We start from the raw sequence: 24,652 nt of genomic DNA on the forward strand, positions 1-24,652 counted from the left end.
GCGGGCGATTTCGGTCACGCTGGCGCTCCCATGACAGCCACCGCCCCGCCCGCCGCCGGCGCCACCGCCGCGGGCTCGCCAGGCGATCTTCCCACGGCCCTGCTCCGGAGCTCCCCCGCCGACTTCATCGTCGAGGAGCTCCCCGCCTACGCGCCGAGCGGCCGCGGCGAGCACGTGTTCGTGACCTTCCGCAAGACGGGGCGCACCACGCTCGACGCGGTCCGGGCCATCGCGCTCGCGCTCGGGGCCGACCCGGGCGGCGCCGGCTTCGCCGGCATGAAGGACCGGCACGCGATCACGACGCAGACCGCATCGTTCCAGCTCCCCCTCGCGCAGGATCCGGCGCCCCTGCTCGAGAAGGCCGAGCTGCCCGGGATCGAGGTCCTCGCGGTCGCCCGGCACGACAACAAGCTCAAGCCGGGGCACCTCCTCGGCAACCGGTTCCGGATCGCGCTCCGGGGCATCGCTCCCGCGGCGCTCCCGCTCGCCGAGCGCCGCCTCGCCGAGATCGGCCGCGCCGGCGTGCCGAACGCGTTCGGGCCCCAGCGGTTCGGGAGGAACGGCGACAACCCCGAGCGCGCGCTCGCGTGGATCGCGGGCCGGGAGCGCGGGCCCCGCGACAAGCGCGAGCAGCGGCTGCTCTTCTCGGCGCTCCAGTCGCTCTGGTTCAACGAGGTGCTCGCGCGCCGCGAGGCGGACGGCACCTGGAGCGCCGTGCTCCCCGGCGATCTCGCCAAGAAGCGCGACAGCGGCGGGCTGTTCCTCGTGCCGCTCGAGGGCCCGGAGCTCGCGGACGCCGAGGCGCGCGCCGCCGCGCTCGCGATCTCGGCGACCGGCCCGATGTTCGGCCGGAAGATGCGCTGGCCCGAGGGCGCCCCGGGCGCGCTGGAGCGCGAGGTGCTCACCGCGGCGATCGGCGACCCCCGCAGGCTCGACGCGTTCGCCCACGCCGGAGAAGGTACGCGGCGTCCGCTGCGCCTGGAGGTGGACGGCCTCGAGGTATCCACCCCGGAGGCGGCCGCCGGGGGGGCGGCCGCCGGGGAGGCGGCGGTGAGCGCCGCCTCGCCGGGAACAGCGGACGATCCGGATGTACGGCACGGAATCGTCGTCTCGTTTGTGCTACCGAAGGGCGGCTACGCGACGACCGTCCTTGGGCGAGTCTTCCGACTCGTCGACGCCTCCGCCCCCCGGCCCTCCATCGGCAGGCCGGGGGCGGGCAGCGCCCCTCCTCCGGAGGAGGACGAAGTCGAGGAAGGGCAGCCCACCGTCGACCCGTAGAGGCTCTTCGAAGCGCGGCTCCCCCCACCCCCCATCGGAAAGGCACCAAGGAACAAGATGAACCTCGTCGAGTGGCTGCAGCGCATCATGGTCGGATTCGGGGCCGCCTGGGTCATGTGGCTGATGATCGCGCTCAGCGTCGTCTCGGTCGCCATCATCCTGGAGCGCGCCTGGTTCTTCTGGTCGCTCCGCGACGATCTCACCGTCCTCGCGCGGGACCTCAAGACGTCCCTCGACGACTCGATCGAGGCGGCGCGTCGGCGGATGGACGCCTCGCCCTCGGCCGAGGCGGCGGTCGTCGCGGCCGGCCTCGCGGTGGCGCACCAGGGGCCCGAGGCGGCCGAGGAGGCCATGGCCGGCGCCGCGGCGCTCCAGCGCATGAAGCTCGAGCGGCGCCTCGCCTACCTGGGCACGCTCGGCAACAACGCGCCGTTCATCGGGCTGTTCGGCACCGTCATCGGCGTCGTCGGCGCCTTCGACGCGCTCGGCCAGGCGGCGAAGACGCCGGTGGCGCAGGCCACGTCGCAGGCGATGGCGCCGCAGGCGGTCATGTCGAGCATCGCCGAGGCGCTCGTCGCGACCGCGGTCGGCCTCGCGGTCGCCATCCCGGCGGTCGCCGCGAACAACTTCTTCCAGCGCATGATCAAGTCGACGCTCGCCAACACCGAGGCGCTGACGCGCGTCCTGCTCGCGCACCTCAAGATCGATCCGGCGTTCGCCGGGGCCGCGCCCGCCGCCGCCGTCGAGCAGCCGCGCGGCAAGGCCGCGAGGGCGTCGCGGCAGGAAGAGCACAAGAAGGGCGGCGCGGGCGGCGAGGAGGAGCGCTGATGGCCGGCATGAGCCGCAACGATGATGACGAGATGATCAGCGGCATCAACGTCACGCCGCTCGTCGACATCACCCTCGTCCTCCTCATCATCTTCATGGTGACGGCGAAGATCATCGTCTCGCAGTCGCTCCCCCTCGACCTGCCGAAGGCGGCGCAGGGGCAGGAGGTGCAGCTCATCTTCGGGCTCGAGCTGCACGCGAACGGCGACACGCTCGCCGACGGCAAGAGGCTCGCGAGCGAGGACGCCATCCTGCCGATCGCGCGCGAGGCCCAGGCGAAGAACCCGGAGCTCCGCGCCGTGATCCGCGCCGACACGACGGTCCCGCACGGCCGGGTGATCCGCGCGCTCGATCTGCTGAAGCAGGCCGGCGTCTCCAAGATCGCGTTCGGCGTGACGCCGATCGCGCCCGAGGCCGGCGCGGCCCCGGGTACGGCGCCGGGATCCCCCGCCGCGCCTCCCCCGGCAGCCCCCGCGCCCGCAACCCCGAGCCCCGCGCCGTGAGCGCGCCGAGCGAGAGCTTATGAGCCAGGTCACGAGCGATCGCGCCGCGGGGGCGGTCCACGACGGGCGCCGCCGAGGCGAGCGCGGCGACGCTGAGCCCGGGGGCGCCCTCGATCCCTCGACCCCCCTCGCCTCGCCGGCGCCTGCCCGCGCCGGCGATCGCCGGCGCGGCGCGGACCCGCTCGCCGCGGTGCTCGCCCTCGGCGACCGCGCGTCGCGCGTGGGCGCCTTCCTCGGGGTCACGCTGGCGCTCACGAGCCACGGCGCGGCCTCGGCCCGGGCCATCGTCTCGGGGTCGCTGCGCGACATGCGGCACGTGGTCGAGGAGATGCGCACCGGCATCCACGACTACCTCTGGGCGATCTACGAGATCGACATCCCGCCGCCGAAGGTCGAGGCGCCCAAGCCGCCGGAGCCCGAGCCGCCGCCGCCGGCGCCCGAGCCCGAGCCCGTCCCCAAGGTCGCGCCGCCTCCCCAGGCGAACACCCCGCCGCCCAAGGACGACCCGTACGAGCCGCCCCCGGCCGCCGCCGAGGCCGCGAAGGTCCTGACGAAGGAGCCGGATCCGGAGGAGGTCCTCGACATGACCGATCAGGGGATCGCGAGCGGCGAGGGGCAGGGCGTCGGCTACGGCCAGGTGGCCGGCGCGGGCACGGCGAAGACCCCGACGTTCAACCCGAACGCGAAGGTCGGAGGCGTCGTCGGCGGCAAGGGCACGGGCGCCCCCGTCCCGCCCCCGCCCCCCGCAGGGCCGGATCGCTCCGCGCCGCCCGGGCTGATCGGCAGCAGCAACTGGAACTGTCCTTTCCCTCCGGAGGCCGACGTCGACCAGATCGACCAGGCGAAGGTCGTCCTCATGGTCACCGTGCGCCCCGACGGCAGCCCGCTCTCGGTCAAGGTCGTCAGTGATCCTGGACACGGCTTCGGTCGCTCCGCGCGCATGTGTGCGCTCGGCCGTCGCTACAACCCCGGCAAAGATCGCTCGGGCGCCTCGATCGCCGCCACGACGCCGCCCATCACGGTGACGTTCACGCGCTAGCTGCTCGCCGCGAGCTCCCTTTAAATTCGCTCCGCGCCCTTCGCCTCGGTTATCCTCGTCGGCGGCTTGTGATCGTCCCCGAACGGATCGAGCAGCTCTCGAAGGTCCCCCTCTTCAAGGGCCTCACCCCGGCCGCGCTGGAGCTCATCTCGCGCGTCGCGAGCGAAGAGACGCACGCCCTCGGCACCAAGATCTTTCAGCACGGGGATCCGGGCGACAAGCTCTACATCCTGCTCGAAGGCAAGGTCCGGATCAGCCGGGAGATCGCCGGGATCGGCGAGGAGGCGCTCGCGGTGCTCGGCCCGGGCGCCGTGTTCGGCGAGATGGCGCTGCTCGACGAGGCCCCCCGCTCCGCCGACGCGCGCGTCCACGAGCGCTGCCGGTTGCTCACCGTGTCCAAGGACGCGTTCGAGGACCTGCTCTTCCTGCACAAGGAGCTCGCCTACGAGGTCCTCTGGAACGTCGTCCGGATGCTCGTCCAGCGGCTCCGCGAGACGAACAACAAGCTCACGTTCCTCTCCGTCTCAGGCAAATTCGAGTAGAGTGCCGGCCAGATCGCCCGGCGACCGTGGGCGCGCGCCAGCGCGGCGCGGCCTGCCGCACGGGGGGCGGCGTTCGGCTCGAACTCAACGTTCCTTGGAGGATCATGGCAGCCAGAATGAAGCACGCAGCGCTCGCCCTCGCGCTCTGGATGGGCGCCTTCGCAGGAGCCTGTGGCTCCAGCACGCCGCCGCCCGAGACGGCGGCCGACAAGAACGACTTCGACGGCGAGTCGAGCCCGGACGAGGGCAAGGCGACCGCCGACGCCGAGGGCGCGAAGCCCGCGAAGCCGGAGACGACCGCGGAGGCGCACGAGGAGGAGCAAAAGGCTCCCGCCAAGTCGACGCCGATCCAGGCGACCAAGTTCGAGGCGGATCTGAAGAAGATCGGGATCAACCTCAAGAAGATCCCCGCGCTCGAGAAGCTCCCGGCGGGGCAGAAGAAGAAGGTGATGCCGCTGCTCCAGAAGGCGCTCGGCTACGACACCTGCGAGGGCTGCCACGTCGAGGGCGACTTCAAGAAAGAGACGCGGGACATGAAGATCGCCCGCGAGATGTGGCGCAACTTCGTGGTGCCGCTCCGCAGCGAGAGCGGCGGAACCCTCTTCTGCGACAGCTGCCACGCCGGGAACGAGCACGTCCTGAACCGCAAGGACAAGAAGGCCCTGCAGGCGTTCATGGAGGAGGAGTACGAACACAAGCTCTCTCGAGCGAACAAGGAGGACATGGAGTGCGGCACGTGCCACGGCGACGCCATGGAAACCAAGATCATCGAGAAGCTCTGGAACATCCCGAAATGACGGCAGCCGCCTGGACGACGCGCGAGGCGCCGGTCCAGCCGCGGGGCACGACGGAATCCGGCGAAGCCCCCTCGCCGTGCCCGCCGGCCGGTCGTTAGCCGTCTTACTTTTCGGCAGGAGCGGCCTCGGGGCCTGCCTGCGCTCCGATCTCGCACCAGCGTCCCCTTCCAGCCTGCGCCGGCGCTCGGCCGCCTCATCATTGACGACAGATCGCCATGACGGTGGGTCATGCACCGTTTTCGTACTAGATAAGCGGCATGTGCGGTGTGTTCGGAATCTTTGGCCACCCCGAGGCGGCCAACATGGCCTACCTCGGGTTGCACGCGCTCCAGCATCGAGGGCAGGAATCCGCGGGGATCGTCAGCAGCGACGGGGAGCGCCTCTTCGGTCACCGATCCATGGGGCGGGTGCAGTCCGGCTTCTCTCCGACCGATCTCGCGACGCTGCCCGGCGATCGCGCCATCGGCCACGTCCGCTACTCCACCGCGGGCGGCTCGCACCTGAAGAACGCGCAGCCGCTCGGGGTCGACTACGCGCGCGGCTCGCTGGCGGTCGCGCACAACGGCAACCTCACGAACCATGAGGCCCTGCGCGATCGGCTCGAGGCGCGCGGCTCGATCTACCAGACCGCGAGCGACACCGAGTCGATCGTCCACCTCATCGCGATGAGCAGGAAGGAAGCGCTGCGCGACCGCATCGCGGAGGCGCTCACGCAGGTGGAGGGCGCGTACTCTCTGCTCTTCCTGACCGAGCGCGAGCTCATCGCCGTGCGCGATCCGCGCGCGATCCGGCCGCTCTGCCTGGGCGAGATGGAGAGCGGGAGCGGCGTCACCCACGTGGTCGCGAGCGAGTCGACGGCGTTCGACCTCATCGGCGCGCGCAAGGTGCGCGACCTCGCGCCGGGCGAGATGCTGATCGTCAGCGCCGACGGCGTGCGCTCCGAGTTCCCCTTCGCGCAGGAGCAGCGAAAGCTCTGCATCTTCGAGCACGTCTACTTCGCCCGGCCCGACTCGACCATCCAGGGCGTGAGCGTCTACGAGGTCCGCAAGGCGTTCGGCCGGCGCCTCGCCGCCGAGCAGCCGATCGAGCCCGGCGACGATCTCGTCGTGATCCCCGTGCCCGACTCGGGCGTGCCAGCGGCGATCGGCTTCGCCGACCGCGCGCGCGCCCCCTTCGAGATGGGGCTCATCCGCAGCCACTACGTCGGCCGCACGTTCATCGAGCCGCAGCAGTCGATCCGGCACTTCGGCGTCCGGCTCAAGCTCAACCCGAACCGGGCGGTGATCGAGGGCAAGCGGGTCGTCGTCATCGACGACTCGATCGTCCGCGGGACGACGAGCCGGAAGATCGTCAAGATGATCCGCGACGCCGGCGCGCGCGAGGTGCACGTCCGCATCTCGAGCCCGCCCACGCGCTGGCCCTGCTACTACGGGATCGACACGCCGACGCGGTCGGAGCTCATCGCCTCGAGCCACTCGGTGGACGAGATCACCAGCTACCTGACGGCCGACAGCGTCGGGTACCTCTCGCTGGAGGGCCTGGTCGAGAGCGTGCGGTCTCTCGAGGCGCGCGCCGGGGACGCCGCGGGCGCGCGGCCGTCGGCGGAGAGCTACTGCCACGCGTGCTTCTCCGGGAGCTACCCGATCCCCTTCACGCCGGCCGCGCCGAACCGGCAGCTACGGATGGTGAGCGGTTGACGCTGCCCCGCTCCGGCGCCGAGGGGCCTCCGATGACCGAGGGGACCGCCGATCACGAGAGCGCGGATCGCGCCGCCGCCTCGGCGCCGCTCTTCGCCCGCGTCGCCGACGAGGTCTCGATCTACGAGGTGAGCCCGCGGGACGGGCTCCAGAACGAGGCGGCGATGATCCCGATCGAGGGCAAGCGGCGGCTCATCGCGGCGCTCGTCAGCGCCGGTCTCCGCAGGATCGAGATCACGAGCTTCGTGTCGCCGAAGTGGGTGCCGCAGCTCGCCGACGCCGAGGAGCTCGCGCGGACGCTCCCGCCGGAGCAGGGCGTGACCTTCAGCGCCCTGTGCCCGAACGCGCGCGGCCTCGAGCGCGCGCTCGCGGTGGGCCTGCGCGAGATCGCCGTCTTCCTGAGCGCGAGCGAGGCGCACAACCGCGCCAACATCAACAAGTCGATCGACGACACGCTCTCGGTGTTCTCGGAGATCGTCCCTCCGGCGCGCGAGGCGGGCCTCGCCGTGCGCGCCTACGTCTCGACCGTGTGGGGCTGCCCGTACGAGGGCGACGTCGACCCTGCCCGGGTCGTGCGCATCGCGGAGCGGCTCATCGACCTCGGCTGCTACCAGGTGTCCCTCGGCGACACGATCGGCGTCGGCACCCCGCGGCAGACGCACGACATCGTCCGCCGCTTCCTCGACGCGATGCCGCCCGAGCGGTTCGCGCTGCACCTGCACGACACGCGCGGCACGGCGCTCGCGAACATCCTGGTCGGCCTGGAGCTCGGGGTGCGCGACTTCGACGCGTCGGTGGCGGGCGTCGGCGGCTGTCCCTACGCGCCGGGCGCGGCGGGCAACATGGCGACGGAGGACCTCGTGTTCATGCTCCACGGGATGGGCGTCCGGACCGGCGTCGATCTCGACAAGGTGATCGAGGCGGGGAACGTCGCCGAGCAGGTCATCGGCCGCCCGCTCCCGGGCAAGGTCCACCGCGCCGGCCCGTTCCGGCTCCGCCGCCAGCCGACCCGGGGCTGAGCGCGGCCCAGCGGGGCGCATCTTCGTGCGCTACGGGCTCATCCGCGTCGTTCGGCTCGCTGCGGCGTACTTTCGTACGCCTCACTCGCCTGCCTAGCGGCTGAGCCCGTATCCCACGAATCTGCACCCCGCTGGAGGGGTACCCGCGCCGCGCCAGGCCCCGCGAGGCCGCCGTCAATCGCCCGCGATGCACCCGAGGCGCGTGAAGAAGACGTGGTGCTCGCCGCCCTCGCGATCGTCGCGGAAGAGGATGCCCACGTCGCCCTCCGGCCCGAACGTCGCGACCGGGCCGATGCTGTCGCGGGGCGCGAAGGTGAGCCGCTGCTCCGCGCTGATCGGCGCGAGATCCGCGTTGACCGTGACCGCGTAGAGCTCGTAGCCGTCGTTCTGATCGCGGTCGTCCGAGTAGATCGCGAGCAGCCGATCGCCGAGCGGGCGCAGGAACGGGTACCTGGAGCGGAAGGGCCCAGGGTCCGAGATGGGCGTGGGCGGCGTGAGGAGCTCGCCGTCCTCCGAGACCGCCGCCGCGTAGATGGCCTTGAGGCTCGCCGACTTGTCGAACCACGCGATGACGTAGCGATCGCGGTTCCAGACCACCGTCGGGTAGACCGCGTCGGTCTCGCCGGTCGTCAGCGTGACGACCTCCGAGCGCGGATCGAGCTCGGCGGTGAACGTCCGGAACTGGATGAAGTGCGTGGCCGCGTCGCCCGTGGACCACGCGACCCCGATGCCGCCCAGGCCGGCCGCCGCGGAGGGCGCCTCGTTGCCGAAGCCGTTCGACGCCTCCGTGAGCTGGACGTTGTCGCCGATCAGGTTGCCGTCGATGTCGATGCGCTGCGCGAACAGATCGAAGAGGCCGTCGCGCTCGTCCTGCCAGACGGGGATGAACTCCGCGTCGTTCCAGGTGAGCGTCACGTTGACGGAGAAGCCGGGCGCCTTCGAGATCCGCCGATCGCCGCCCTCCACCTTCTGGCCCTTCTCGTCGAGCAGGGAGAAGTACACCTCGTAGTCGCCGTCGCGCCGGTCCTGCCAGGCGGCGCCGTACCGATCGCCGACCCACACGATCGGCCCGCCGGAGGCGTCGCCGTTCTTCGGCGTGATGATCTCCTCGCCCGGCGCGAGCGGCTGCCCGTCGACGCTGATCATCGAGCGGTACACGTTGAAGCCCTGCGCGGTCCCGGTGTAGAGCGACGCGTACGACGCCCCGCTCCAGGCGAGCCCGCCAGCGCCGGCCGGCGCGATGTCGCCCGAGATGCGGGTCGCGTCGGTGTCGAGCGGCACGAAGCGCGCCCCGTTGTCGACCGTGCCGTCGCAGTCGTTGTCGACGCCGTCGCAGATCTCGATCCCCCCAGGGAAGGCCGCGGCGCTCGCGTCGTCGCAGTCGTCGCCGCACGCGAGCGGCTCGCCAGGGATCGTGCCGGGCAGCGCCGCGCGGAAGCCGTCGCCGTCGCTGTCGAGCGTCGACGGCCCGTAGACGCACGCTCCGGTCGCGCTCTCGCACGTGTCCTTGGTGCAGGGATCGCTGTCGTCACAATCCACCGGCTCCAGCGCGACGCACTCCCCGCCGCGCCGCGGGGCCGCGCCCTCGGACGAGGGCGCCGCGCCGCCGTCGGGCTGCCCCGCCTCGAAGAGCTGGCAGAACACAGGCTCGCAGAGATCCTCGATGCCGGGGCAGTCGGCGTCCACCTCGCACTCCGGCGCGGGCGGCGGGATGTTCAGCCCCGTCCGCGCCCCGCACCCTCCTGAGAGCGACCCGCCGCCAAGAACCGCCCCGAACAGGGCCGCCGCCAGCGCCGCCTTCCGGCGCGCGCGCCGACCCAGGGCGAACGTCGTCACAGACATCCGCCCATCCCCGCGACGTCGATCGGCTCGCACACGAACCCCGGATCACAGCTGTGGTCGCCGCTGAGCGCGCAGAGCTCGACGCACTGGGTGCCCGAGCCGGTCACCACGCAGGCGAACCCGGCGCCGCACTGGCTGCCGCCGCTGCACGGATCGCCCTGACGGCCTGGACCGGCCGGCGCGCAGTACGCGCCGTAGATCTCCTGCCCGCACGGCTCGTCCGGATACTGCACGTAGATGAAGCACCCCTCTCCCGGGGCGCAAAAGCCGCTCGACTGATCGTACGGATCGCACGCGAAATCGGTGATCGGCGGCCCGGTGTCGGGGCAGCCGGGGTCTTCGTACTCTTCGAGCGGATCCCTGCCCGGGTCCGAGCCGCCCCCGCCGTCCGCAGACGGCGGAGCGCCGGCTTCGCCGCGGCCCCCGCCGCCTGCGGACGGATCGTCCACGATCACTGTCTGGCCGCAACCGACAGCGAGACCGAGCCCAGGGAGCGGTACGCAGAGGAGTGTCAGGAGGAGCGAGAAGCGGCGTCGCATGTCGCCATGCTATCGATTCCTCGCGCGCCCGCCATGCATTTGGCAGCGATGGCAGTGTCCTGACGCCACGACGAGCGGTGGATCGTTTCCCCCAGGCTGCAATCCCACTTGCCTGTTGGCCGGCGCTCTGATGTATCTCTCAACAATGCACACGCGCAACCTGCTCACCATCGCACTCCTCGCAGCTCCCCCTCTGGCGCTCGCCCCCCTCATGGCGTGCGGCGGCGATGACGGGACGGGGGGAGGTGGAGCGAGCTCCTCCAGCACCACCTCGAGCAGCTCCGGCGAAGGCGGCGGCGGTGAAGGCGGCGGCGGTGAAGGCGGCGCTGGCGGCGCTGGCGGCGCTGGCGGTGGAGACGGCGGCAGCGGCGGCGGCGTGGTCCCCGGTGAGCCCGCCGGCCACCTGCTGATCTCGGAGATCGCCGTCAAACCTGGAGCGGGCGAGTTCATCGAGCTCTGGAACCCGACCGAGGCCGAGCTCGACCTCACCGACTACTACCTTTCGGACAACAGCGTTTATTATGCCATCACCACGGGTACCGCCTTCGCGCCGACCGGCAGCGCAGGGACGGACTTCCTCGTCCAGTTCCCCCCCGGGACCATGATTCCTGCGGGCGGACGCCTCGTGCTGGCGAGCGATGACGGCTTCGAGCTCGAGTACCAGCGGTGCGCCGACTTCGCCCTGGACGAGACGCCCATCCCCTGCGGGGGGGAGGACGTGCCGCCCATGATCGCGCCCACGAACGGCGCCCTCGGGGCGCAATCCGGCGCGCTGCTCACCGACGGCGGAGAGATGGTGGTTCTCTTCAAGTGGGACGGCACGGAGGGCAGCCCGCTCCAGGACGTCGATTACGTCATCTGGGGCCAGGAGCTGGGGAACTCGGCGATGGTGTACAAGACAGGCAAGACCGGTTATGCCGATGACACCGCGCGCGGCAGCCAGCGGCCGGCCGCGGCCGCCGGCAGCGGGGCGAGCATGGTCCGCTGTAGCGATCTCGAGTTCGGCGAGCTCTCGACCGAAGGCAACGGCATCAGCGGGCACGACGAGACGAGCGAGTGGCTCGACGTCAGCTTCACGGTGACGTCCACGCCGACGCCCGGCGAAGAGAACGACTGCCCGTGAGCGCGCCCGCTCCGAGCTCGGCTCCTCGCCGCGGGGCGGCGGGAGCCCGGGCTCGGCGCGGGGTGCCTCGAACCGATCACTGCCGGGTGATCGTCACCTTCTTGATGACCGGCGGGGTGACCGGGCGTTCGCCCTTGACCTCGACGCCGGCCAGCTTGTGGACGAGCTCCTCGGGCCCGCACTCACCGAAGATGGTGTAGCCGTTGTCGAGGTGGAACGCCGCCGCGTCGGTGATGAAGAACTGCGCGGAGTTCGTGTTCTTGCCGCGGTTCGCCATGCACAGGAGCCCCGCGCGATCGTGGCTGCCGTCCTCCCACACCTCGTCGGGGATGACGTAACCGGCCTCGCCGGTGCCGTTCTTCTTCGCGTCGCCGCCCTGGATCATGAATCCCTTGATGATGCGGTGGAAGATGGTCCCGTCGTAAGCGGGCTTCTTCTCCCATGTCCCCTCCGGCGTCTTCCAGGGCCTGATCCCCCGCGCCAGGCCGACGAAATTCGCGACGGTGATCGGGGCCTTGTCGTCCAGCAGCTTGCAGGACAGCGTGCCGAGATCGGTCTCGATCGACGCGGTCAACGTCTTGCCCGGCGGGAGCCCCTTGGTGGCGTCGTCGAGCGTCCACTTGCCCTTGACCGGGTCGTCCTCGCTGGGCTTGACCTCGGCGACCGGCTTCGCGGTGACCTTGCGCTTCTGCGGCTGAGGGCGCGCCTTCTCCGCCGTATCCGCCTTGCCTCCGGCCAGCCCCGTCGACGCAGGCGTGGTCTTCGACTTCGGCGCTTCTTCGGCCGTGGGCTCGGGGGTCTTCGAACATCCCGCGAGGGCCGAGAGCGTGGCGAGGGTGGCGATGGACTGAATGGCGAGGGTTCGAGCGTTCATCGTGCGACGATTTCCCGCGTCGCGGTCCAGCGGTCAAGGACGAGCGTCGCCGTGGTAGGAAGCGGCATGAGCTCGCGCTGCGCCCTCGCGACCCGTCCGTTCACGTCCACCACGTCCGCCTCGCTGGCCATTCCCGCCGCGCTCGCCTCGCTCGTTCCCGCCCTGGGCGCGCTGCTGCTCGGGATCGCCCTTGGCGCGTGCGAGCGCCGCGTCGACGAGCCGCTCCCGCTCACGCCCAGCAGCGACGTGGGCGACGTTACGCCGCCCGCCTCGACCGGGACGCCGCCCGCCTCGACCGTGGGGCGGGACGCCGGCCGCTGCATCCAGCCGACGCCGTCGGCGCCGGAGCGGCCGTCTCCAAGGCTCACCGGCCCGGATCCGGCGTGCCCCGAGGACCCGACCGGCCCGTTCCAGCTCGCGACCGGCAAGGTGACCTTCCTCGAGGCCAAGGCCCCCGATGTCACCGTCGAGATCGCCAGGAGAGAGCAAGAGCGCGCCCGCGGCCTCATGTACAGGACGAGCATGGCGGAGAACCGCGGGATGATCTTCGTCTTCCAGCAGCGGAACAATCACTCGTTCTGGATGCACAACACGTGCATCCCGCTCGACATGCTGTTCATCGACAGCGACGGTACGATCGTCGGTATCGAGGAGAACACCCCGACGCTCAACGACTCGACCTTCGACGTCGGATGTCCGTCGACGTACGTCCTCGAGCTGAACGCCGGCTGGGCGCGGCGCCACGGCGTCGTCGCGGGCCAGAAGGTGCGGCTCGAGGGGATCTGACGCGCGCCCGAGCGGCGGCTCCTCGGCCGGAGCGTCGTTTTATATCCCCGTGAACAGACCGAGCTGGCGCGGGGGAGCCGGCGGCCCGAGCGACGAGCGCGCCGCGCCGGGCGGAGGGGCCGGCGGCGCCGCCGCGTCGAGGACGAGCGGCCCCCGAGGCGGCGCGGCGACGAGGCGCGTGCGCCGGCCGACGAGCGCGTCACGGGCGGCGTCGAGCGCGAGCTCCGGGCGGTTGTTGACCTCGGAGAGGTGCATCAGCGCGACCGTGTGCGTGCCGCCGGGCAGCGCCGCGAGCAGCTCGCACGCCTGCGCGTTCGACAGGTGGCCCCGCGCCGAGCGGATCCTGCGCTTGAGGTGCTGCGGGTACGGGCCGGCCTCGAGCAGCCCCGCGTCGTAGTTCGACTCGAGCATCAGCACGTCGCAGCCGGCGACGTGCTCCAGGAGCCCCGGAGGGACCTCGCCGAGATCCGTCACGAGCGCGGCCCGCCGCGCGCCGTCGTCGACGACGAGCGCGACCTGCGCCGCGTCGTGCGGCAGCGGCCTCGGCGAGAAGGTGAGCGCGCCAACCGCGAACGGCTCGCGCGACGAGAAGCCCCGGACGCGCTCTGGATCGCCGAGCTCCGCCGCGCGCGCGGTCGCCTCCGAGGCGTAGATCGGGATCTTGTGCTTCTTGTTGTACCTGGCGGCCACGCCGACGTGGTCGGCGTGCGCGTGCGTGATGACGATCGCGTCGGGCAGCAGCCTGCCGTCCGCGCCGCCCGCGGCCGCCGCCGAGATGCACTTCTCGAGCACCCGCGGCCCGACGCCCGCGTCCACGAGGACCCGCGTGCCGCGGGAAGCGAACAGCGTGGCGTTGCCTCCGCTCCCGCTCGCGATGATGGTGATCTTCATACCGGGCTCCGGGGACCGGGCGACAGGCGGCTCTGTGACCCGTAGCGCAGGCGAGGGCTCGGCTGCAAGCGCGCTGAGCTGCGCGAAGCGCTCGCGACGGCGCTCGAACGACGCTACAGAGATCTCACTTCGTGGCGCCCTCCCCTCGCCCCGCTTCTGCCTCTTCCCCCGACACCGACGCGGAGGTGCCGCTCGCCGCGCCGCGCGCCCCTGGCGAGAACGGCGCGCCGCTCGCCCCCGGCGAGAACGACGGCGCGCCGCGAGGCGCGCGCGGCAAGCGGCGCCGCCGCGCCCTGATCGCGGCGCTCGTGGTCGTCGCCGTCGTCGCGGCCGCCGTCGCCGCGCTCGTCGTGCTCGGTCCCCCCGCGCTCCGCCGGCGCATCATCGCCGAGGCCCGCGCGCGCGGCGTCGCGCTCGATCCCGGGAAGATCGACGTCGATCTCCGCTCGATCCGCCTGCGCGACGGCCGCTTCTCTCTCCTCGGGGTGCGCGGGATCTCGGGCACGGTCGCGCGCACCACCATCGAGCTGCGCGGGCTCTCGCCCGCGCGGATCGCGACGGAAGGCGTCGAGCTCACCCTCGTAGGGATCGACGCCCTGGAGGATCTGCCGGCGTGGGTCGCCCAGTACGGCCCGCGCGCGGCGGCGCTGCCGCTCACCACGGGCCGCGTCCGCCTGGGTCTCCGGGATCACGGAGGCGGACCGGAGGTGCTCGCGCTGGCCGACGGCGCCCTCGAGCGGCGCGCGGCCGCCCCGGTCGAGGGCGCCGCCGCGCCGCCCGGCGCGCCGCGGCCGGAGATCGGCGTCCTGAAGCAGGCTCGCGTGCTCGTCGCCGGCAAGGAGATCGCGCGCACCGACATCGCCTGGTCCATCGGCGCAGCGTCGATCTCCCTTGGCCTCGGCGGCGAGGACCTCGTCTCCGCGCCGCTCAGGGCCGAGCTCCGGCCGCGCCCCTCGCCGAGCGCCTCGATCGAGCTCGCGCCGACGCCGCTCTCCGCCGTGGGCGCGCTCCTCGGCGTCGACGTCGGCGCCTCGACGATGGTCGTCGCCGGAACGCTCGAGCTGCGGCTCGCGGATGGGGCGGACAGGACCGCCCTGTCCAAGGCGCCGCTCGAAGGGCCGATCGCGCTCACGGTGAAGGGCTTCACCCTGCCCCACCCCAAGGAGCTCGACGGGCTCCTCTTCGGCAACACCACGACCGTCAAGGCGGACGCGCGCCTCTCTGCGGACCGCCAGCGCGTCGCGCTGAGCGGCGTGGAGGTCGCCGCCGGCGCGCTGACGCTCAAAGGAACGGGCACCGTCGAGCGCAACGGCGCGGACGCCGCGATCGCGATGGATCTATCTGGATCCATCCCATGCTCGCTCCTGGCTGGCTCTGCCGCGATGTCGCACCTGACCGGCGCCGTGGGGCTGCTCGCGCGCGACCTGGTGAGCCGCGCGCTCGCGGGCTCGGTGGCGGTCCAGGTCCGCGTCGACGCGCGCGCGAGCCGGCTGACCGCCGCGCGTGTCACGCCGAGCGCGATCCTCCGATGTAAGCTCCGCTTCTAGCGGATCGCTCGGCCGCGCCGGGTCCCGCGCCCCGGAACCGAGGACCCGAATCCCGGGAGAAGAGCGCTGGCACCTCACCAACGAAGCGCACAGGCCATGGAATTTTCCCATCCTGGCGTTCAAGGTGCCCCGTCGTGGCTCGACGGTTGATATGCTTTTCCCGGCGCTTTCGCTTCCGAGCACCGCTGTCGCGCGTTGCCGCCCTTTGCGGGTGGACTCCGTCCGAGCGCCGCGAGGATCGATGAGGGAGGAAGGCGGAGGACGCATGTCGAGGACGATCTGACGCGATGAACCACGGCGCGGAGCACGGGAAGCGCGGCGCACGCTCGACGCGCGACGGCCGCGCTGACACGTTGTTCGACGAGGAGCCCGCGATGCGCTCTGGAGCTCTCCCCCTCGCCGCTCGGCTCACCTCGCTGCTGGGGCTCGTGGCGATCTTCAGCGCTGCCTGCGACGGCGGTCTCGGCGCCGGCATGGACGACGCCCTGGGCGGCGGGGGCGCGGCGGCGGCGGCGTCCTCGTCGTCCTCGTCGGTCTCCGTGACATCGGGCGGAGGCAGCAGCGCGGGAGACGGCGGGGGCGCTGGAGAAGGCGGCTTCGGGGGAGGCAGCGGCGGAACCGACGAGCAGGACTTCCCCCTCGACACGACGCCCCCGGCGCCCTGCCCGCCCGACATGGCGGAGGTCGAGGGATACTGCATCGATCGCTTCGAGGCGCCGAACGTGGAAGGCGCCCTGCCGCTCGTCATGGAGAGCGCCGTCTCGGCGCGCGCCTGGTGCGAGGAGCGCGGAAAGCGCCTCTGCACCGAGGACGAGTGGGACACGGCGTGCCAGGGCCCCGAGGCGTTCGTCTATCCGTACGGGAACACCCACGAAGCGGAGCGCTGCAACGACAGCAAGACGTGGAGAGCGCCCGACGAGGGCGCGCTCGGCTCCTGGCCTTCCAGCGAGGCGCTGGCCGAGGTCCAGGCGCTGTACCAGGCCGAGCCGAGCGGCGCGCGACCCGGGTGCGCGAGCGCGTTCGGCGTCCACGACATGGCGGGGAACGTCGAGGAGTGGGTGGTGCGCACCCGATACCACGTCAACGAGTATCCTCACGTCCTCAAGGGCTGTTACTGGTCCGGCTGCTTCGGCGGCGCGAAGCCGCGGTGCGGCTCCACGAACCCGGCGCACGGGGACGGGTTCCGCTACTACGAGACCGGCTTCCGGTGCTGCCGTGACGTCGAGTGAGCGAGCCGGCGGCGACGATCCGGCCCACACGGGCGCGGCTCGAGGCGCGGCGCGCAGCGGGCGTTCGGCGCGACCGCAGGCGGCGCGGAGGACGGACGCGATCCCGCGCCGAGGCCTCGCGACAGGGGTCCTGAACGAAGCGCTTCCCCTCGGTTCGGCCGCACGCTAGGGCACCGTGAACGGTGCTGACCTTACCGAGAGAGCCTCGCCCCAGCCTCGACCTCGTGAAGGACGCGATCGCGGCGTTCGCGCTCAAGGGCCGCGGGCGCGCCCGCCCGGACGATCTCGACGCGCGCGACCCGGCGTTCATCGCCCGGGTGCTCCCGCTGCTCGGCTTCCTCTACGACGACTACTTCCGCTGCGAGACCGAGCTCGAAGAGCAGCTGCCCGACGGCCCCTTCCTCGCCGTGAGCAACCACAACGCGATGACGGGAATGCCCGATATGTACTGCCACATGACGGCGTTCTGGCGCCTTTATGGGCCCTCGCGGCTCTCCTACGGGCTGATGCACGATCTCCCGTTCAACGTCCCGAAGGCCGGCGCCTGGCTCAACGCCTGCGGCGCCATCGCCGCGAGCCCGGAGAACGGGCGGCGAGCGCTCGCCCGCGGCGCGGCGGTCCTGGTCTTCCCCGGCGGCGATCTCGACGCGTGCAAGCCCACCTCGGCGCAGTACACGATCCGCTTCGGCCGGCGCCGCGGCTTCGTCCGGCTCGCCATCCGCGAGGGCGTGCCGATCGTGCCGATCGTGAGCGTGGGGGCGCACCAGTCCCTCTACATCGCCACGGATGGGAGCAGGCTGGCCAGGTGGCTCCGCCTGCCCGAGCTCGCGCGCTCGAACGTCGCGCCGCTCGGCCTCGCCTTGCCGTGGGGGCTCATCGCCGGCATCCCGATCCCCCATGTGCCCCTGCCGGTGAAGATCCACACGAGGGTGCTCCGCCCGCTGCACCTCGGGCTCCCGAGAGAGGCCGCGAGCGACCCGGACGAGGTCGAGCGCGCATTCGCGCGGATCGTCGGGCGCATGGAGGCCGGGCTGGACGAGCTCCGCGCGGCGGGCAGGCACGGTCTCTTCCCACGTGGTTGATGGGCCGCGTGGTTGACGGGCCGCGTGGTTGACGGGCCGCGTGGTTGACGGGCCGCGTGGTTGACGGGCCGCGTGGTTGACGGGCGAACCGCAGGAGAATGGCGGCGCCGTGGCATGCGGTGGCGTCCGGAGAGCGCCCATGGCCCGAGCGGGCGGCGCGCGGCGCTCCAAAACCAGCGGGCGCGCGACAAAGGGCGCTGGGCCTCGCGCGGCGCTCGGAAAACCGAGTCCGTTCATGTAGGCTTGAACGCCAGCCGTGACCCCCGACCGCACCGCGCAGCTCCTCGCACCGCTGGCCCAGCCGGGAGAGCTCATCGCAGCCAAGTACCGCGTCGAGCGGGTCGTGGCCATCGGCGGAATGGGCGTCGTGCTGGCGGCGCGCAACGAGGATCTCGACCAGAAGGTCGCCATCAAGATCCTGCGCCAGGACGCCCTCGCGAACCAGGAGGCCGTCACGCGCTTCCTGCGGGAGGCGCGGACGGCGGCACGCCTGTCGGGCGAGCACGTCGCGCGCGTGTTCGACGTCGGCACGACCGAGACCGGCGTGCCCTTCATGGTGATGGAGTTCTTGACCGGGCTCGATCTCCAGCAGGTCATCGATACCCACGGTCCGCTGTCGATCCAGGACGCTGTCGATTACGTGCTGCAGGCGCTCGAGGCCGTGGCCGAGGCGCACGCGGCCGGCGTCGTCCACCGGGACATCAAGCCTTCGAATCTGTTCCTCGCCGAGCACGCGGACGGCACACGGCACATCAAGGTCCTCGATTTCGGCATCTCGAAGGGGCAAGGCCTCGACTCGCCCGCGGAGCCGGGGCTCACGTCGACGAAGCAGGTGATGGGCTCGCCCGGGTACATGTCGCCCGAGCAGATGATGGCGCCGAGGACCGTCGACGGGCGCGCCGACGTCTGGTCGTTCGGTGTGCTGCTCTACACGCTGGTAACGGGCGAGCCGCCTTTCCAGGGCGAGACGGTCGCCGCGGTGATGGCGAACATCCTGCACCAGCCCGTGCCGCGGCTCCGCGACAAGCGCAGCGACGCGCCGGCCACGCTGGAGCGGATCGTCTCGCGCTGCCTGGAGCGCGACGTGAGCGAGCGGTACGCCAACGTCGGCAAGCTCGCGCAGGCCCTCGAGCCGCTCGGGTCGAGCTTCGCGAAGCTCTCGACCTCGCGCATCCAGAGCGCGATCGGCGCGGCGTCGCCGGCCGGACAGACGTTGCTCAACTCGAGGGCGGCCGAGGACAGCGACAGGCTGTCCGGCGCGTCATGGTCGCACACGAGCAACCGGCGCCGCTCGCGGCGCAGGCTGCTCGTCGCCGCCGGCGTGGCCGCGTTGCTGACCAGCGCGGCCGGGGCGGGCGTGTGGCTGGTCGCGAGCGTGCGCGTGGCGCCGCAGGCGCCGAGCGCCGCCGTGCCACGCCAGCCCGAGCGCGCCGCGGTCGACGCGCTCGGGCCCGAGCCCCCCGCTGCAGCGCCGGGCGCTCCGGCCGCGACCGCCAGCGCCACGACCGAGGCGTCGAGCCCGGCGGCGCCGCCGGTTCCTGCGCCGAGCGCGGCTCCCACGGGCAGCGCTGCAGCCGACGCGCGCCCGAAGGCGACCGCCTCCGGCGCGCCGCTCAAGCCGGGCCGCCCGCCGAGACCGCCGAGGTCGACCAGCGAGGACGAGATGCTGAGGAGCCGCCATTGAGATCGTTACGAGCGCGACACGCGGGCGCATGGCTCGCGCTGCTTTGTGGGACCAGCCTGACCTCACCGCTCCTGGCGCAGCCGACCGCGGCGGACAAGGCGCTGGCCGAGGGGCTGTTCCAGGACGGCAAGAAGCTCATGGACGAGGGCAAGCTCCAGGAGGCCTGCCCGAAGCTCGCGGAGAGCCAGCGCGTGGATCCCACGGTCGGGACGCTGCTGAACCTGGCGGTCTGCCACGAGAAAGAGGGCAAGACGGCCAGCGCATGGGCCGAGTTCACGGAGGCGTCCTCGCTCGCCGCGAGCGCCGGGCAGCAGGATCGCGCCCAGTTCGCGGCCAAGCGCGCGTCCGAGCTGGAGGCCAGGCTGACGCGCCTCGTCCTGGACGCGGCGCAGGCGACGCAGGCGGCTCCTGCGATGACGATCACGCTGAACGGCAAGGAGCTGAGCGCCACCGCGGCCACGGGCTCGGGCATCCCCGTGGATCCGGGCACGGCGGCGATCGAGGCCAAGGCGCCGGGCAAGCAGCCCTGGTCGCAGCGGGTGACGCTCGACGCCGGGCCCAGCACGACGCGGGTGACCATCCCGCCGCTCGCGGACGTCGCCGTTCAGGAGGCGAAGGCGGCTCCCCCTGCCCCGCCGCGCCCGCCGTCTGCCCGCCCGGCGGCCGCGAAGCCCGAGGCGACCGGCAACCCGATGCGCGCGCTCGGCTTCGTCGCTGGCGGCGTCGGGATCGCCGGGATCGGCGTGGGGGCGGTGTTCGGGGTGCTGACGATGCAGAAAGCGGGGGATGTCGAGGAGGGGTGCAGCGGCAGCTTCCGCTGCAGCCACGCGGACGTCGAGGCGAACGAGAGCGCCCGGACGACCGCGATGGTCTCGAACATCGCGGTCGGCGCCGGGCTGGTGTGCCTCGGGGCCGGCGTCGCGATGGTGCTGATGTCCCCGCGTTCGCCGGAGCAGGCTGCCACGGTCGAGCGCGTGTGGGTCGCGCCCAGCGTCGCTTCGGACGGGGGGCGCTTGGTGCTCGGAGGCCATTGGTGATGCGAAGCTCGAAGTGCTCTGCCGTGACGCTGGCGCTGGCCGCGCTCGCGCCGGGCCTCAACGGCTGCGCCGAGATCGCGGGGCTCGAGGATCGCCAGGTGATCCAGCTGATGACGATCGCCGAAAACCAGGCGGACCCTCGCGCCATCGCGCTCGACGAGGAGGCGATCTACTGGATCAACAAGGGGAGTGACGGGAGTCAGGGGAGCTTCACGGGCGGCGCGCTCCGGAGGCAGATCAAGGACGACTGGGCGGTCATCGATCTGCTCGAGCCTTCCAACGAGGTGCCCGACGCGATCGCGCTGGACGCGACTCACGTCTACTGGTCGAGCACCGACGCCGCCTTCAAAGGCGAATGCGACCCCGACGAGGGGGACACCCGAGACAAGCTGCTGAAGCTACCGAAGGCAGCGCCGATCCCCGCCGCTGGCGGGGAGATGCTGTGGGGTAGCTGCGGCGCCGCAAGCGCGATCGCGCTGAGCGCCGACAACACCTACAGCGCTCGGCCGAACGCCAACCGCATCACCTCGGTGTCCAAGCAGGGCGGCAGTCGAACGAACCTGACGGAGGGCGGCGAGCCGGCGTACGTCGTGATCGACGGCTCCCTCGTCTACTGGACCGATCCCAAGAACAAGACGCTCTCGGTCATCGATATCAGCGGTGATGCCCCCAAGAAGGAGCTCTTCTCGGAGCTCGAACCGCCGGGGCTGCTCGTGCTGGATGAGGCCAACCTCTACTGGCTGCACGGCAACAACGTCATGCGGTATCCGCGGAGCGGAGCGGGCGGAGACGCCGCGGTGCTCCTCCTCGACGAAGATCTGCCGAGCCCTCCCGCCGGGATCGCGACGTATGGGGACTACCTTTACATCACCGCCAGGGAGGCGAAGAGCGTCTACCGGCTCCGCAAGGACGGCGCCGGCGGTCCGCAGGAGATCGCGGCGAATCAAGAGGGCCCGACGGGCATCGCCGCGGACGGGACGGGCGTCTACTGGACGAACTCCGGGTCGGGGCAGATCGTCCGCTTCAACGACGAGTGACGCGCAGCCACCAGCCTGGCGGCCGCCTTGCGCGGACCGCTGGGCCCTCCTGGGCTCAGTCGATCTGCAGGTGGTAGTGGGGCGGCCGCGACTCCTCGAGCGCGAACACGCCCCCGACCTCGTCGACGCCCTCGAGGAAGGCGCGCTTCTCCGCGGGTGTCATGTCCCGGTTCCGGATGTCGACGGCGCCCTCCCGGAGGTGCGCCGAGATGAACACGCCGCGATCGATCTGGGCGCGGATCACCCGCTCGAGGGCCGCGATCATGGCCTCCGGCGGGTGCTCGGCCGAGCGCCCCTCCTCGTAGGCGCTCTTGATCTCGCGCGCCGCCGTCTTGTCCTTGTAGAGGCCGAGGACATCGGCGCCGTGCCGGAAGAGCTCGTGCATCGCCTCGGCCTGCCGCGCGGGATCCCGCGTGCCGCTCGTGACCACGAGCTCCTTTCCGGTTCGCCGGAAGTAGGCGGACGCGAGCTCCGCGACCTTCTGCTCCACGGCGGGCGGGAGCTCGACGCCAGGCAGGACCACGTAGCGGAGCTCCTCGTCGGCCTCCGCCGGCGTCGCGCCGGGCGCCGGAGCGCGCGCGGGCGGCTCGGCGTCCGGGGGCTCGACCTCGTCGCTCTCCTGGACTTGCAGCGACAGCGCCCGGGCCGCGGGACCGTCGGGGACCCAGAAGCCGAACCACCCTACCCGCGCGCCGAGGGCGGTGGCGGTCGCAGGCGGGCGCGGCGTCCCGACAGGCTCGGGCGCCGGCGCGGCCCGGGAGACGCAGCCTCCCGCGGCGAGCGCGAGGGCGATGAGGGCGGCGCGGCGAGCGCCCTGGAGAGCGGAGGAGCGCGAGCACAACATGCGAGTCACGAGCGCCTCCTACTTCGTGATCGTGAACGAGGCGCGCGCGAGCTCCTTGCCCGCCGCGTCGCTGACCGTCACCGACCAGAGCCCCGCCGCGCGCGCCTTCCGCGTGGCAGCCCACGTACGGAAGCGCCGCTGCGCGCCGACCGCGAGGGGGATGCGCAGCGGCGGGCCGCCATCGGGCGGCGTGAAGGCGACGCTGATCTCCGAGGTGGCCTGGCCCTTGTTCGAGAGCTCGACGAAGGCGTAGAGGCGGTCGATCTCCGCGCTCGCGAACGAGGTCGCCGGCTCGATCGGCTCGCGGCCGGCGATGCCCTTCGAGACGACGAGCCGCGTCACCTGGAGCTCGGGCGCCCGGGCGGCGCCCTCTCCCACGCCGCCCTGCGCCGCGCCCGCGGCGGTGCGCGCCTCCTGAGCCGACCCCGACCTGCGGCGACGCTCCCGCGCCGGGCCGCGGGCGGGCGACGCGTCCGCCGCGCCGAGGCGGTCTGCGTCGCTGCGGCCCTCCTCCGCGGCAGCGCCGCTCGCGGCGGCCCGGAGCGGCCCCGCCGCGTCCGATCGCGCCGCGGCCGCGCTCGCCTGCCCCTCGGCCCCGCCGCCCGGCCTCCCCTCCGCCGCGCGGCTCAGCGCGGGAAGGTCTTCGCGGGAGATCCGCGCGATCGCCTCGCTCGGATCGCTGCAACCGAGCCCCGCCCCGCCGAGAACGGCGGCGACGAGCGCCAGGACCATGGTTTTCCGTGTCGTTCCCCGGGTGTCCACACCGACGAGGTGCCACGATTCAGCAGAGGGGGCGAAAAAACGGCAACCCGACCGCCATCGACCCCGGCGGCTCGCGCCGGACCCACGAGCGATCGTCGCCGCACGCTGGACGTGGGGTCCGGGACGCAGCCATCCCGAGGCTCCGAGATCGCGTCATGGAATCCCTGATGTGTGGCAGCACCGCGTCGCGATGTGCCGGCGCTCCGGTGGGAGCGCACGTCCGCAAGGCGCCTCGCGGCGCTCCGGGTCAGTGCTTCGGACGGGACCGGCGCGGACCGTTGGTCGACTCGCCCTCTGGCGTCGTAGCGAAGCTGGTGATCGCGCTGTCTTCGATCATCAGGATGAGCAGGCCCCCGCTCGCGCCTCGTGCCGTCCTCGCCCGGGATCCCTGGCTTGTCTCCCGCGACGGGTGGTCCGAGCTCTCCGCTGCGATCCGCTTCATCTCCAACTCCTTCAAGACTTCAGTCCTGCTGTTCACGCCCCGGCCGGCTGGCCTGCGTGGACTTCCGTGCACCGCGTCTGGGGCGAAAACTGAACCGGGCGCGAGAACGCCAATGTTCGCAGAGTAGTCACGGATCCGACCGAAAATCACCTGGAAAGCGCCGCGCCCGGTGAGTTCGTTCCGGCAGAGGCTCAGGTGTCGCTCATGTGTCGCTCATGCGCATGTTTCCGTTTCAGCTGGGATCCATCGGGATTTCATCGGGATTTCATCGAAGGTCGCGCGGCAGCGCGACAGGGGGAGGTCGCGCGGCAGCGCGACAGGGATTCAGCGGCGGCCGAAGCCGGAGAGCTGGCGGGTTGCGGCCACCACCTCGTCGCAATCGATACAGCGCATGAGCCCGTCGACCAGTTCCATGCTACCGAGGCTGCCGCACTCCGGGCAGCGGTTGGCGAGCTGGTGCTTGCTCTCCTCGCAGAGCCGGCTCTGCTCCGCCTCGGCCTCCGCCTCGACACGGAAGATCTCGGCCGGCGTGCGCGCCTCTCGCTTTCGGTCGTCCATGGCGCGCAACGTATCATGTGCTCGGCGCGCGCAGCGAGCGCCGCGCTCGCAGCCGCTCGGCCTCTCGCTCGCTCACCGCGCGGACTCGATCATGCTCCGGAACGCCGACCGCGCCGACTGCACGGTCTCGTCGGGCCCGACGATCCTGAAGAACCAGTTTCCGCGATCCGGCGTCCTCACCGCCGCGCCGACGAGCCGGGTTTTGTCCTTCACCATCTCCACGGGCGATCGCTTGCGGGCGCCGGACTGCGGCCCGAGCGCGATCGTGTAGGTGCCGGCCACCTCGACCAGCTCGACCGGCATGCCGCGCACCTCGAACGACGCGCGCCTGGCCTTCGCCCCGACGTCGCCGTCGAACTGCGCGAACCACTCGTCGAAGCGCGCGTCGACGTCTCCCTTGCTCCCCGGACCGAACGAGAGGACCTGCACCTCGGCGTCCTCCTTGTCGTTCGCCGCCCTCGGCGCCTTGTAGAGGGCCTTGCGCGGGCCGGCGCGCGGCACGTCGAGCGCAGCCCAGCTCCCCGGAACGTCCCACTCGAGCCGCGCGGCCGATGGCGCGCTGGAGACGGCCGGCGGCGGCTCCGGCTCCGCCGGGGTCCTCGAGCAGGCCGAGACCGCGAGCGCCATCACCGCCGCTCGAGCGAACGACACCCGGCGTGGGAGCATGAGGGC

24 protein-coding genes are annotated in these 24,652 nt (G+C 72.2%); 16 read left to right on the forward strand and 8 right to left on the reverse strand.

What is annotated here, in order from left to right:
• The first annotated feature begins 30 nt into the window (after positions 1-30).
• The 8 genes from truD (at position 31) to WMF27_RS21695 (ending at position 7,703) form a co-directional block, all read left to right on the forward strand.
• The gene (gene truD, locus WMF27_RS21660) at positions 31-1,278 is read left to right on the forward strand and encodes a tRNA pseudouridine(13) synthase TruD (protein WP_437766987.1); all 1,248 of its coding nucleotides are present in this window, start codon (positions 31-33) and stop codon (positions 1,276-1,278) included.
• 57 nt (positions 1,279-1,335) lie between these two features.
• Positions 1,336-2,106 carry a MotA/TolQ/ExbB proton channel family protein gene (locus tag WMF27_RS21665; RefSeq protein WP_437766986.1) on the forward strand — a complete coding sequence of 257 codons (771 nt, stop codon included), beginning with the start codon at positions 1,336-1,338 and terminating at the stop codon, positions 2,104-2,106.
• Positions 2,106-2,609 carry an ExbD/TolR family protein gene (locus tag WMF27_RS21670; protein ID WP_437766985.1) on the forward strand — a complete coding sequence of 168 codons (504 nt, stop codon included), beginning with the start codon at positions 2,106-2,108 and terminating at the stop codon, positions 2,607-2,609. The genes WMF27_RS21665 and WMF27_RS21670 overlap by 1 nt, the downstream gene beginning before the upstream one ends.
• Positions 2,610-2,628: 19 nt before the next feature.
• Positions 2,629-3,648, forward strand: coding sequence for an energy transducer TonB (locus WMF27_RS21675; protein ID WP_437766984.1), 1,020 nt, complete (start codon positions 2,629-2,631; stop codon positions 3,646-3,648).
• A gap of 68 nt (positions 3,649-3,716) precedes the next feature.
• Positions 3,717-4,190 carry a cyclic nucleotide-binding domain-containing protein gene (locus tag WMF27_RS21680; RefSeq protein ID WP_012236950.1) on the forward strand — a complete coding sequence of 158 codons (474 nt, stop codon included), beginning with the start codon at positions 3,717-3,719 and terminating at the stop codon, positions 4,188-4,190.
• Positions 4,191-4,306: 116 nt separating this feature from the next.
• Positions 4,307-4,987, forward strand: coding sequence for a hypothetical protein (locus WMF27_RS21685; RefSeq protein WP_437766983.1), 681 nt, complete (start codon positions 4,307-4,309; stop codon positions 4,985-4,987).
• Positions 4,988-5,244: 257 nt separating this feature from the next.
• Positions 5,245-6,684: an amidophosphoribosyltransferase gene (purF, locus tag WMF27_RS21690; protein ID WP_437766982.1), complete on the forward strand. Its 1,440-nt coding sequence runs from the start codon at positions 5,245-5,247 to the stop codon at positions 6,682-6,684.
• A gap of 32 nt (positions 6,685-6,716) precedes the next feature.
• Complete coding sequence (locus WMF27_RS21695) at positions 6,717-7,703, forward strand: hydroxymethylglutaryl-CoA lyase (RefSeq protein WP_437769822.1); 987 nt, start codon at positions 6,717-6,719, stop codon at positions 7,701-7,703.
• 174 nt (positions 7,704-7,877) lie between these two features.
• Here the strand turns inward: WMF27_RS21695 and WMF27_RS21700 are convergent, their stop codons facing one another.
• Together WMF27_RS21700 and WMF27_RS21705 are read right to left on the reverse strand one after the other, a co-directional pair.
• Complete coding sequence (locus WMF27_RS21700) at positions 7,878-9,545, reverse strand: putative metal-binding motif-containing protein (protein WP_437944483.1); 1,668 nt, start codon at positions 9,543-9,545, stop codon at positions 7,878-7,880.
• Positions 9,536-10,084, reverse strand: coding sequence for a hypothetical protein (locus tag WMF27_RS21705; protein ID WP_437766980.1), 549 nt, complete (start codon positions 10,082-10,084; stop codon positions 9,536-9,538). The genes WMF27_RS21700 and WMF27_RS21705 overlap by 10 nt, the downstream gene beginning before the upstream one ends.
• A gap of 145 nt (positions 10,085-10,229) precedes the next feature.
• Here WMF27_RS21705 and WMF27_RS21710 point away from each other — a divergent pair, with 145 nt between their 5' ends.
• Positions 10,230-11,207, forward strand: a complete 978-nt coding sequence (locus WMF27_RS21710) for a lamin tail domain-containing protein (protein ID WP_437766979.1) — start codon at positions 10,230-10,232, stop codon at positions 11,205-11,207.
• A gap of 76 nt (positions 11,208-11,283) precedes the next feature.
• Here WMF27_RS21710 and WMF27_RS21715 read toward each other — a convergent pair whose 3' ends face one another.
• Positions 11,284-12,081, reverse strand: coding sequence for a peptidylprolyl isomerase (locus WMF27_RS21715; RefSeq protein WP_437766978.1), 798 nt, complete (start codon positions 12,079-12,081; stop codon positions 11,284-11,286).
• Positions 12,082-12,147: 66 nt separating this feature from the next.
• Between WMF27_RS21715 and WMF27_RS21720 the strand changes: the two genes are divergently transcribed.
• Complete coding sequence (locus WMF27_RS21720; protein ID WP_437944484.1) at positions 12,148-12,867, forward strand: DUF192 domain-containing protein; 720 nt, start codon at positions 12,148-12,150, stop codon at positions 12,865-12,867.
• 39 nt (positions 12,868-12,906) lie between these two features.
• On the opposite strand, the gene WMF27_RS21725 is transcribed toward WMF27_RS21720, so the two are convergent.
• Positions 12,907-13,758 (reverse strand): MBL fold metallo-hydrolase, encoded by an 852-nt coding sequence (locus WMF27_RS21725; protein ID WP_437944485.1) that lies wholly within the window; start codon positions 13,756-13,758, stop codon positions 12,907-12,909.
• A gap of 131 nt (positions 13,759-13,889) precedes the next feature.
• On the opposite strand from WMF27_RS21725, the gene WMF27_RS21730 reads away from it, so the two are divergent.
• From WMF27_RS21730 to WMF27_RS21755, 6 genes are all read left to right on the forward strand, one after another.
• Positions 13,890-15,305, forward strand: a complete 1,416-nt coding sequence (locus WMF27_RS21730; RefSeq protein ID WP_437944486.1) for a hypothetical protein — start codon at positions 13,890-13,892, stop codon at positions 15,303-15,305.
• Between the two features lie 374 nt (positions 15,306-15,679).
• Positions 15,680-16,534: a formylglycine-generating enzyme family protein gene (locus WMF27_RS21735; protein WP_437944487.1), complete on the forward strand. Its 855-nt coding sequence runs from the start codon at positions 15,680-15,682 to the stop codon at positions 16,532-16,534.
• Positions 16,535-16,716: 182 nt separating this feature from the next.
• A complete protein-coding gene (locus WMF27_RS21740; protein ID WP_437766973.1) occupies positions 16,717-17,616 on the forward strand; it encodes a 1-acyl-sn-glycerol-3-phosphate acyltransferase in 900 nt (299 codons plus the stop codon).
• Positions 17,617-17,872: 256 nt separating this feature from the next.
• A complete protein-coding gene (locus WMF27_RS21745) occupies positions 17,873-19,300 on the forward strand; it encodes a serine/threonine-protein kinase (RefSeq protein ID WP_437766972.1) in 1,428 nt (475 codons plus the stop codon).
• Positions 19,297-20,337: a hypothetical protein gene (locus WMF27_RS21750; protein ID WP_437766971.1), complete on the forward strand. Its 1,041-nt coding sequence runs from the start codon at positions 19,297-19,299 to the stop codon at positions 20,335-20,337. Before WMF27_RS21745 ends, WMF27_RS21750 begins: the two co-directional genes overlap by 4 nt.
• Positions 20,337-21,374, forward strand: a complete 1,038-nt coding sequence (locus WMF27_RS21755; RefSeq protein ID WP_437944488.1) for a hypothetical protein — start codon at positions 20,337-20,339, stop codon at positions 21,372-21,374. The genes WMF27_RS21750 and WMF27_RS21755 overlap by 1 nt, the downstream gene beginning before the upstream one ends.
• A 55-nt stretch (positions 21,375-21,429) precedes the next feature.
• Here WMF27_RS21755 and WMF27_RS21760 read toward each other — a convergent pair whose 3' ends face one another.
• The 4 genes from WMF27_RS21760 to WMF27_RS21775 all read right to left on the reverse strand — a co-directional run bounded on the left by WMF27_RS21760 (position 21,430) and on the right by WMF27_RS21775 (position 24,646).
• A complete protein-coding gene (locus WMF27_RS21760; RefSeq protein ID WP_437944538.1) occupies positions 21,430-22,218 on the reverse strand; it encodes a hypothetical protein in 789 nt (262 codons plus the stop codon).
• Between the two features lie 18 nt (positions 22,219-22,236).
• A complete protein-coding gene (locus tag WMF27_RS21765; protein ID WP_437944489.1) occupies positions 22,237-22,950 on the reverse strand; it encodes a DUF2914 domain-containing protein in 714 nt (237 codons plus the stop codon).
• 796 nt (positions 22,951-23,746) lie between these two features.
• On the reverse strand, positions 23,747-23,980 hold the full coding sequence (locus tag WMF27_RS21770; RefSeq protein ID WP_437555038.1) for a hypothetical protein: 234 nt from the start codon (positions 23,978-23,980) through the stop codon (positions 23,747-23,749).
• A gap of 72 nt (positions 23,981-24,052) precedes the next feature.
• Positions 24,053-24,646: a hypothetical protein gene (locus WMF27_RS21775; RefSeq protein ID WP_437944490.1), complete on the reverse strand. Its 594-nt coding sequence runs from the start codon at positions 24,644-24,646 to the stop codon at positions 24,053-24,055.
• Positions 24,647-24,652: the final 6 nt, after the last annotated feature.

Source organism: Sorangium sp. So ce281, from assembly GCF_051527395.1.
In the GTDB taxonomy this organism is placed as follows: domain Bacteria; phylum Myxococcota_A; class Polyangia; order Polyangiales; family Polyangiaceae; genus Sorangium; species Sorangium cellulosum_B.

What these genes read in the sequence shown, in the direction of transcription:
- WMF27_RS21715 (WP_437766978.1), bottom strand. Translation starts at nt 12,081, where the DNA reads ATGAACGCTCGAACCCTCGCCATTCAGTCCATCGCCACCCTCGCCACG.
- WMF27_RS21685 (WP_437766983.1), top strand. Translation starts at nt 4,307, where the DNA reads ATGAAGCACGCAGCGCTCGCCCTCGCGCTCTGGATGGGCGCCTTCGCA.
- WMF27_RS21705 (WP_437766980.1), bottom strand. Translation starts at nt 10,084, where the DNA reads ATGCGACGCCGCTTCTCGCTCCTCCTGACACTCCTCTGCGTACCGCTC.
- WMF27_RS21725 (WP_437944485.1), bottom strand. Translation starts at nt 13,758, where the DNA reads ATGAAGATCACCATCATCGCGAGCGGGAGCGGAGGCAACGCCACGCTG.
- WMF27_RS21665 (WP_437766986.1), top strand. Translation starts at nt 1,336, where the DNA reads ATGAACCTCGTCGAGTGGCTGCAGCGCATCATGGTCGGATTCGGGGCC.
- WMF27_RS21765 (WP_437944489.1), bottom strand. Translation starts at nt 22,950, where the DNA reads ATGGTCCTGGCGCTCGTCGCCGCCGTTCTCGGCGGGGCGGGGCTCGGT.
- WMF27_RS21720 (WP_437944484.1), top strand. Translation starts at nt 12,148, where the DNA reads ATGAGCTCGCGCTGCGCCCTCGCGACCCGTCCGTTCACGTCCACCACG.
- WMF27_RS21710 (WP_437766979.1), top strand. Translation starts at nt 10,230, where the DNA reads ATGCACACGCGCAACCTGCTCACCATCGCACTCCTCGCAGCTCCCCCT.
- WMF27_RS21735 (WP_437944487.1), top strand. Translation starts at nt 15,680, where the DNA reads ATGCGCTCTGGAGCTCTCCCCCTCGCCGCTCGGCTCACCTCGCTGCTG.
- WMF27_RS21695 (WP_437769822.1), top strand. Translation starts at nt 6,717, where the DNA reads ATGACCGAGGGGACCGCCGATCACGAGAGCGCGGATCGCGCCGCCGCC.
- WMF27_RS21700 (WP_437944483.1), bottom strand. Translation starts at nt 9,545, where the DNA reads ATGTCTGTGACGACGTTCGCCCTGGGTCGGCGCGCGCGCCGGAAGGCG.
- WMF27_RS21775 (WP_437944490.1), bottom strand. Translation starts at nt 24,646, where the DNA reads ATGCTCCCACGCCGGGTGTCGTTCGCTCGAGCGGCGGTGATGGCGCTC.
- purF (WP_437766982.1), top strand. Translation starts at nt 5,245, where the DNA reads ATGTGCGGTGTGTTCGGAATCTTTGGCCACCCCGAGGCGGCCAACATG.
- WMF27_RS21675 (WP_437766984.1), top strand. Translation starts at nt 2,629, where the DNA reads ATGAGCCAGGTCACGAGCGATCGCGCCGCGGGGGCGGTCCACGACGGG.
- truD (WP_437766987.1), top strand. Translation starts at nt 31, where the DNA reads ATGACAGCCACCGCCCCGCCCGCCGCCGGCGCCACCGCCGCGGGCTCG.
- WMF27_RS21755 (WP_437944488.1), top strand. Translation starts at nt 20,337, where the DNA reads ATGCGAAGCTCGAAGTGCTCTGCCGTGACGCTGGCGCTGGCCGCGCTC.
- WMF27_RS21770 (WP_437555038.1), bottom strand. Translation starts at nt 23,980, where the DNA reads ATGGACGACCGAAAGCGAGAGGCGCGCACGCCGGCCGAGATCTTCCGT.
- WMF27_RS21670 (WP_437766985.1), top strand. Translation starts at nt 2,106, where the DNA reads ATGGCCGGCATGAGCCGCAACGATGATGACGAGATGATCAGCGGCATC.
- WMF27_RS21760 (WP_437944538.1), bottom strand. Translation starts at nt 22,218, where the DNA reads ATGTTGTGCTCGCGCTCCTCCGCTCTCCAGGGCGCTCGCCGCGCCGCC.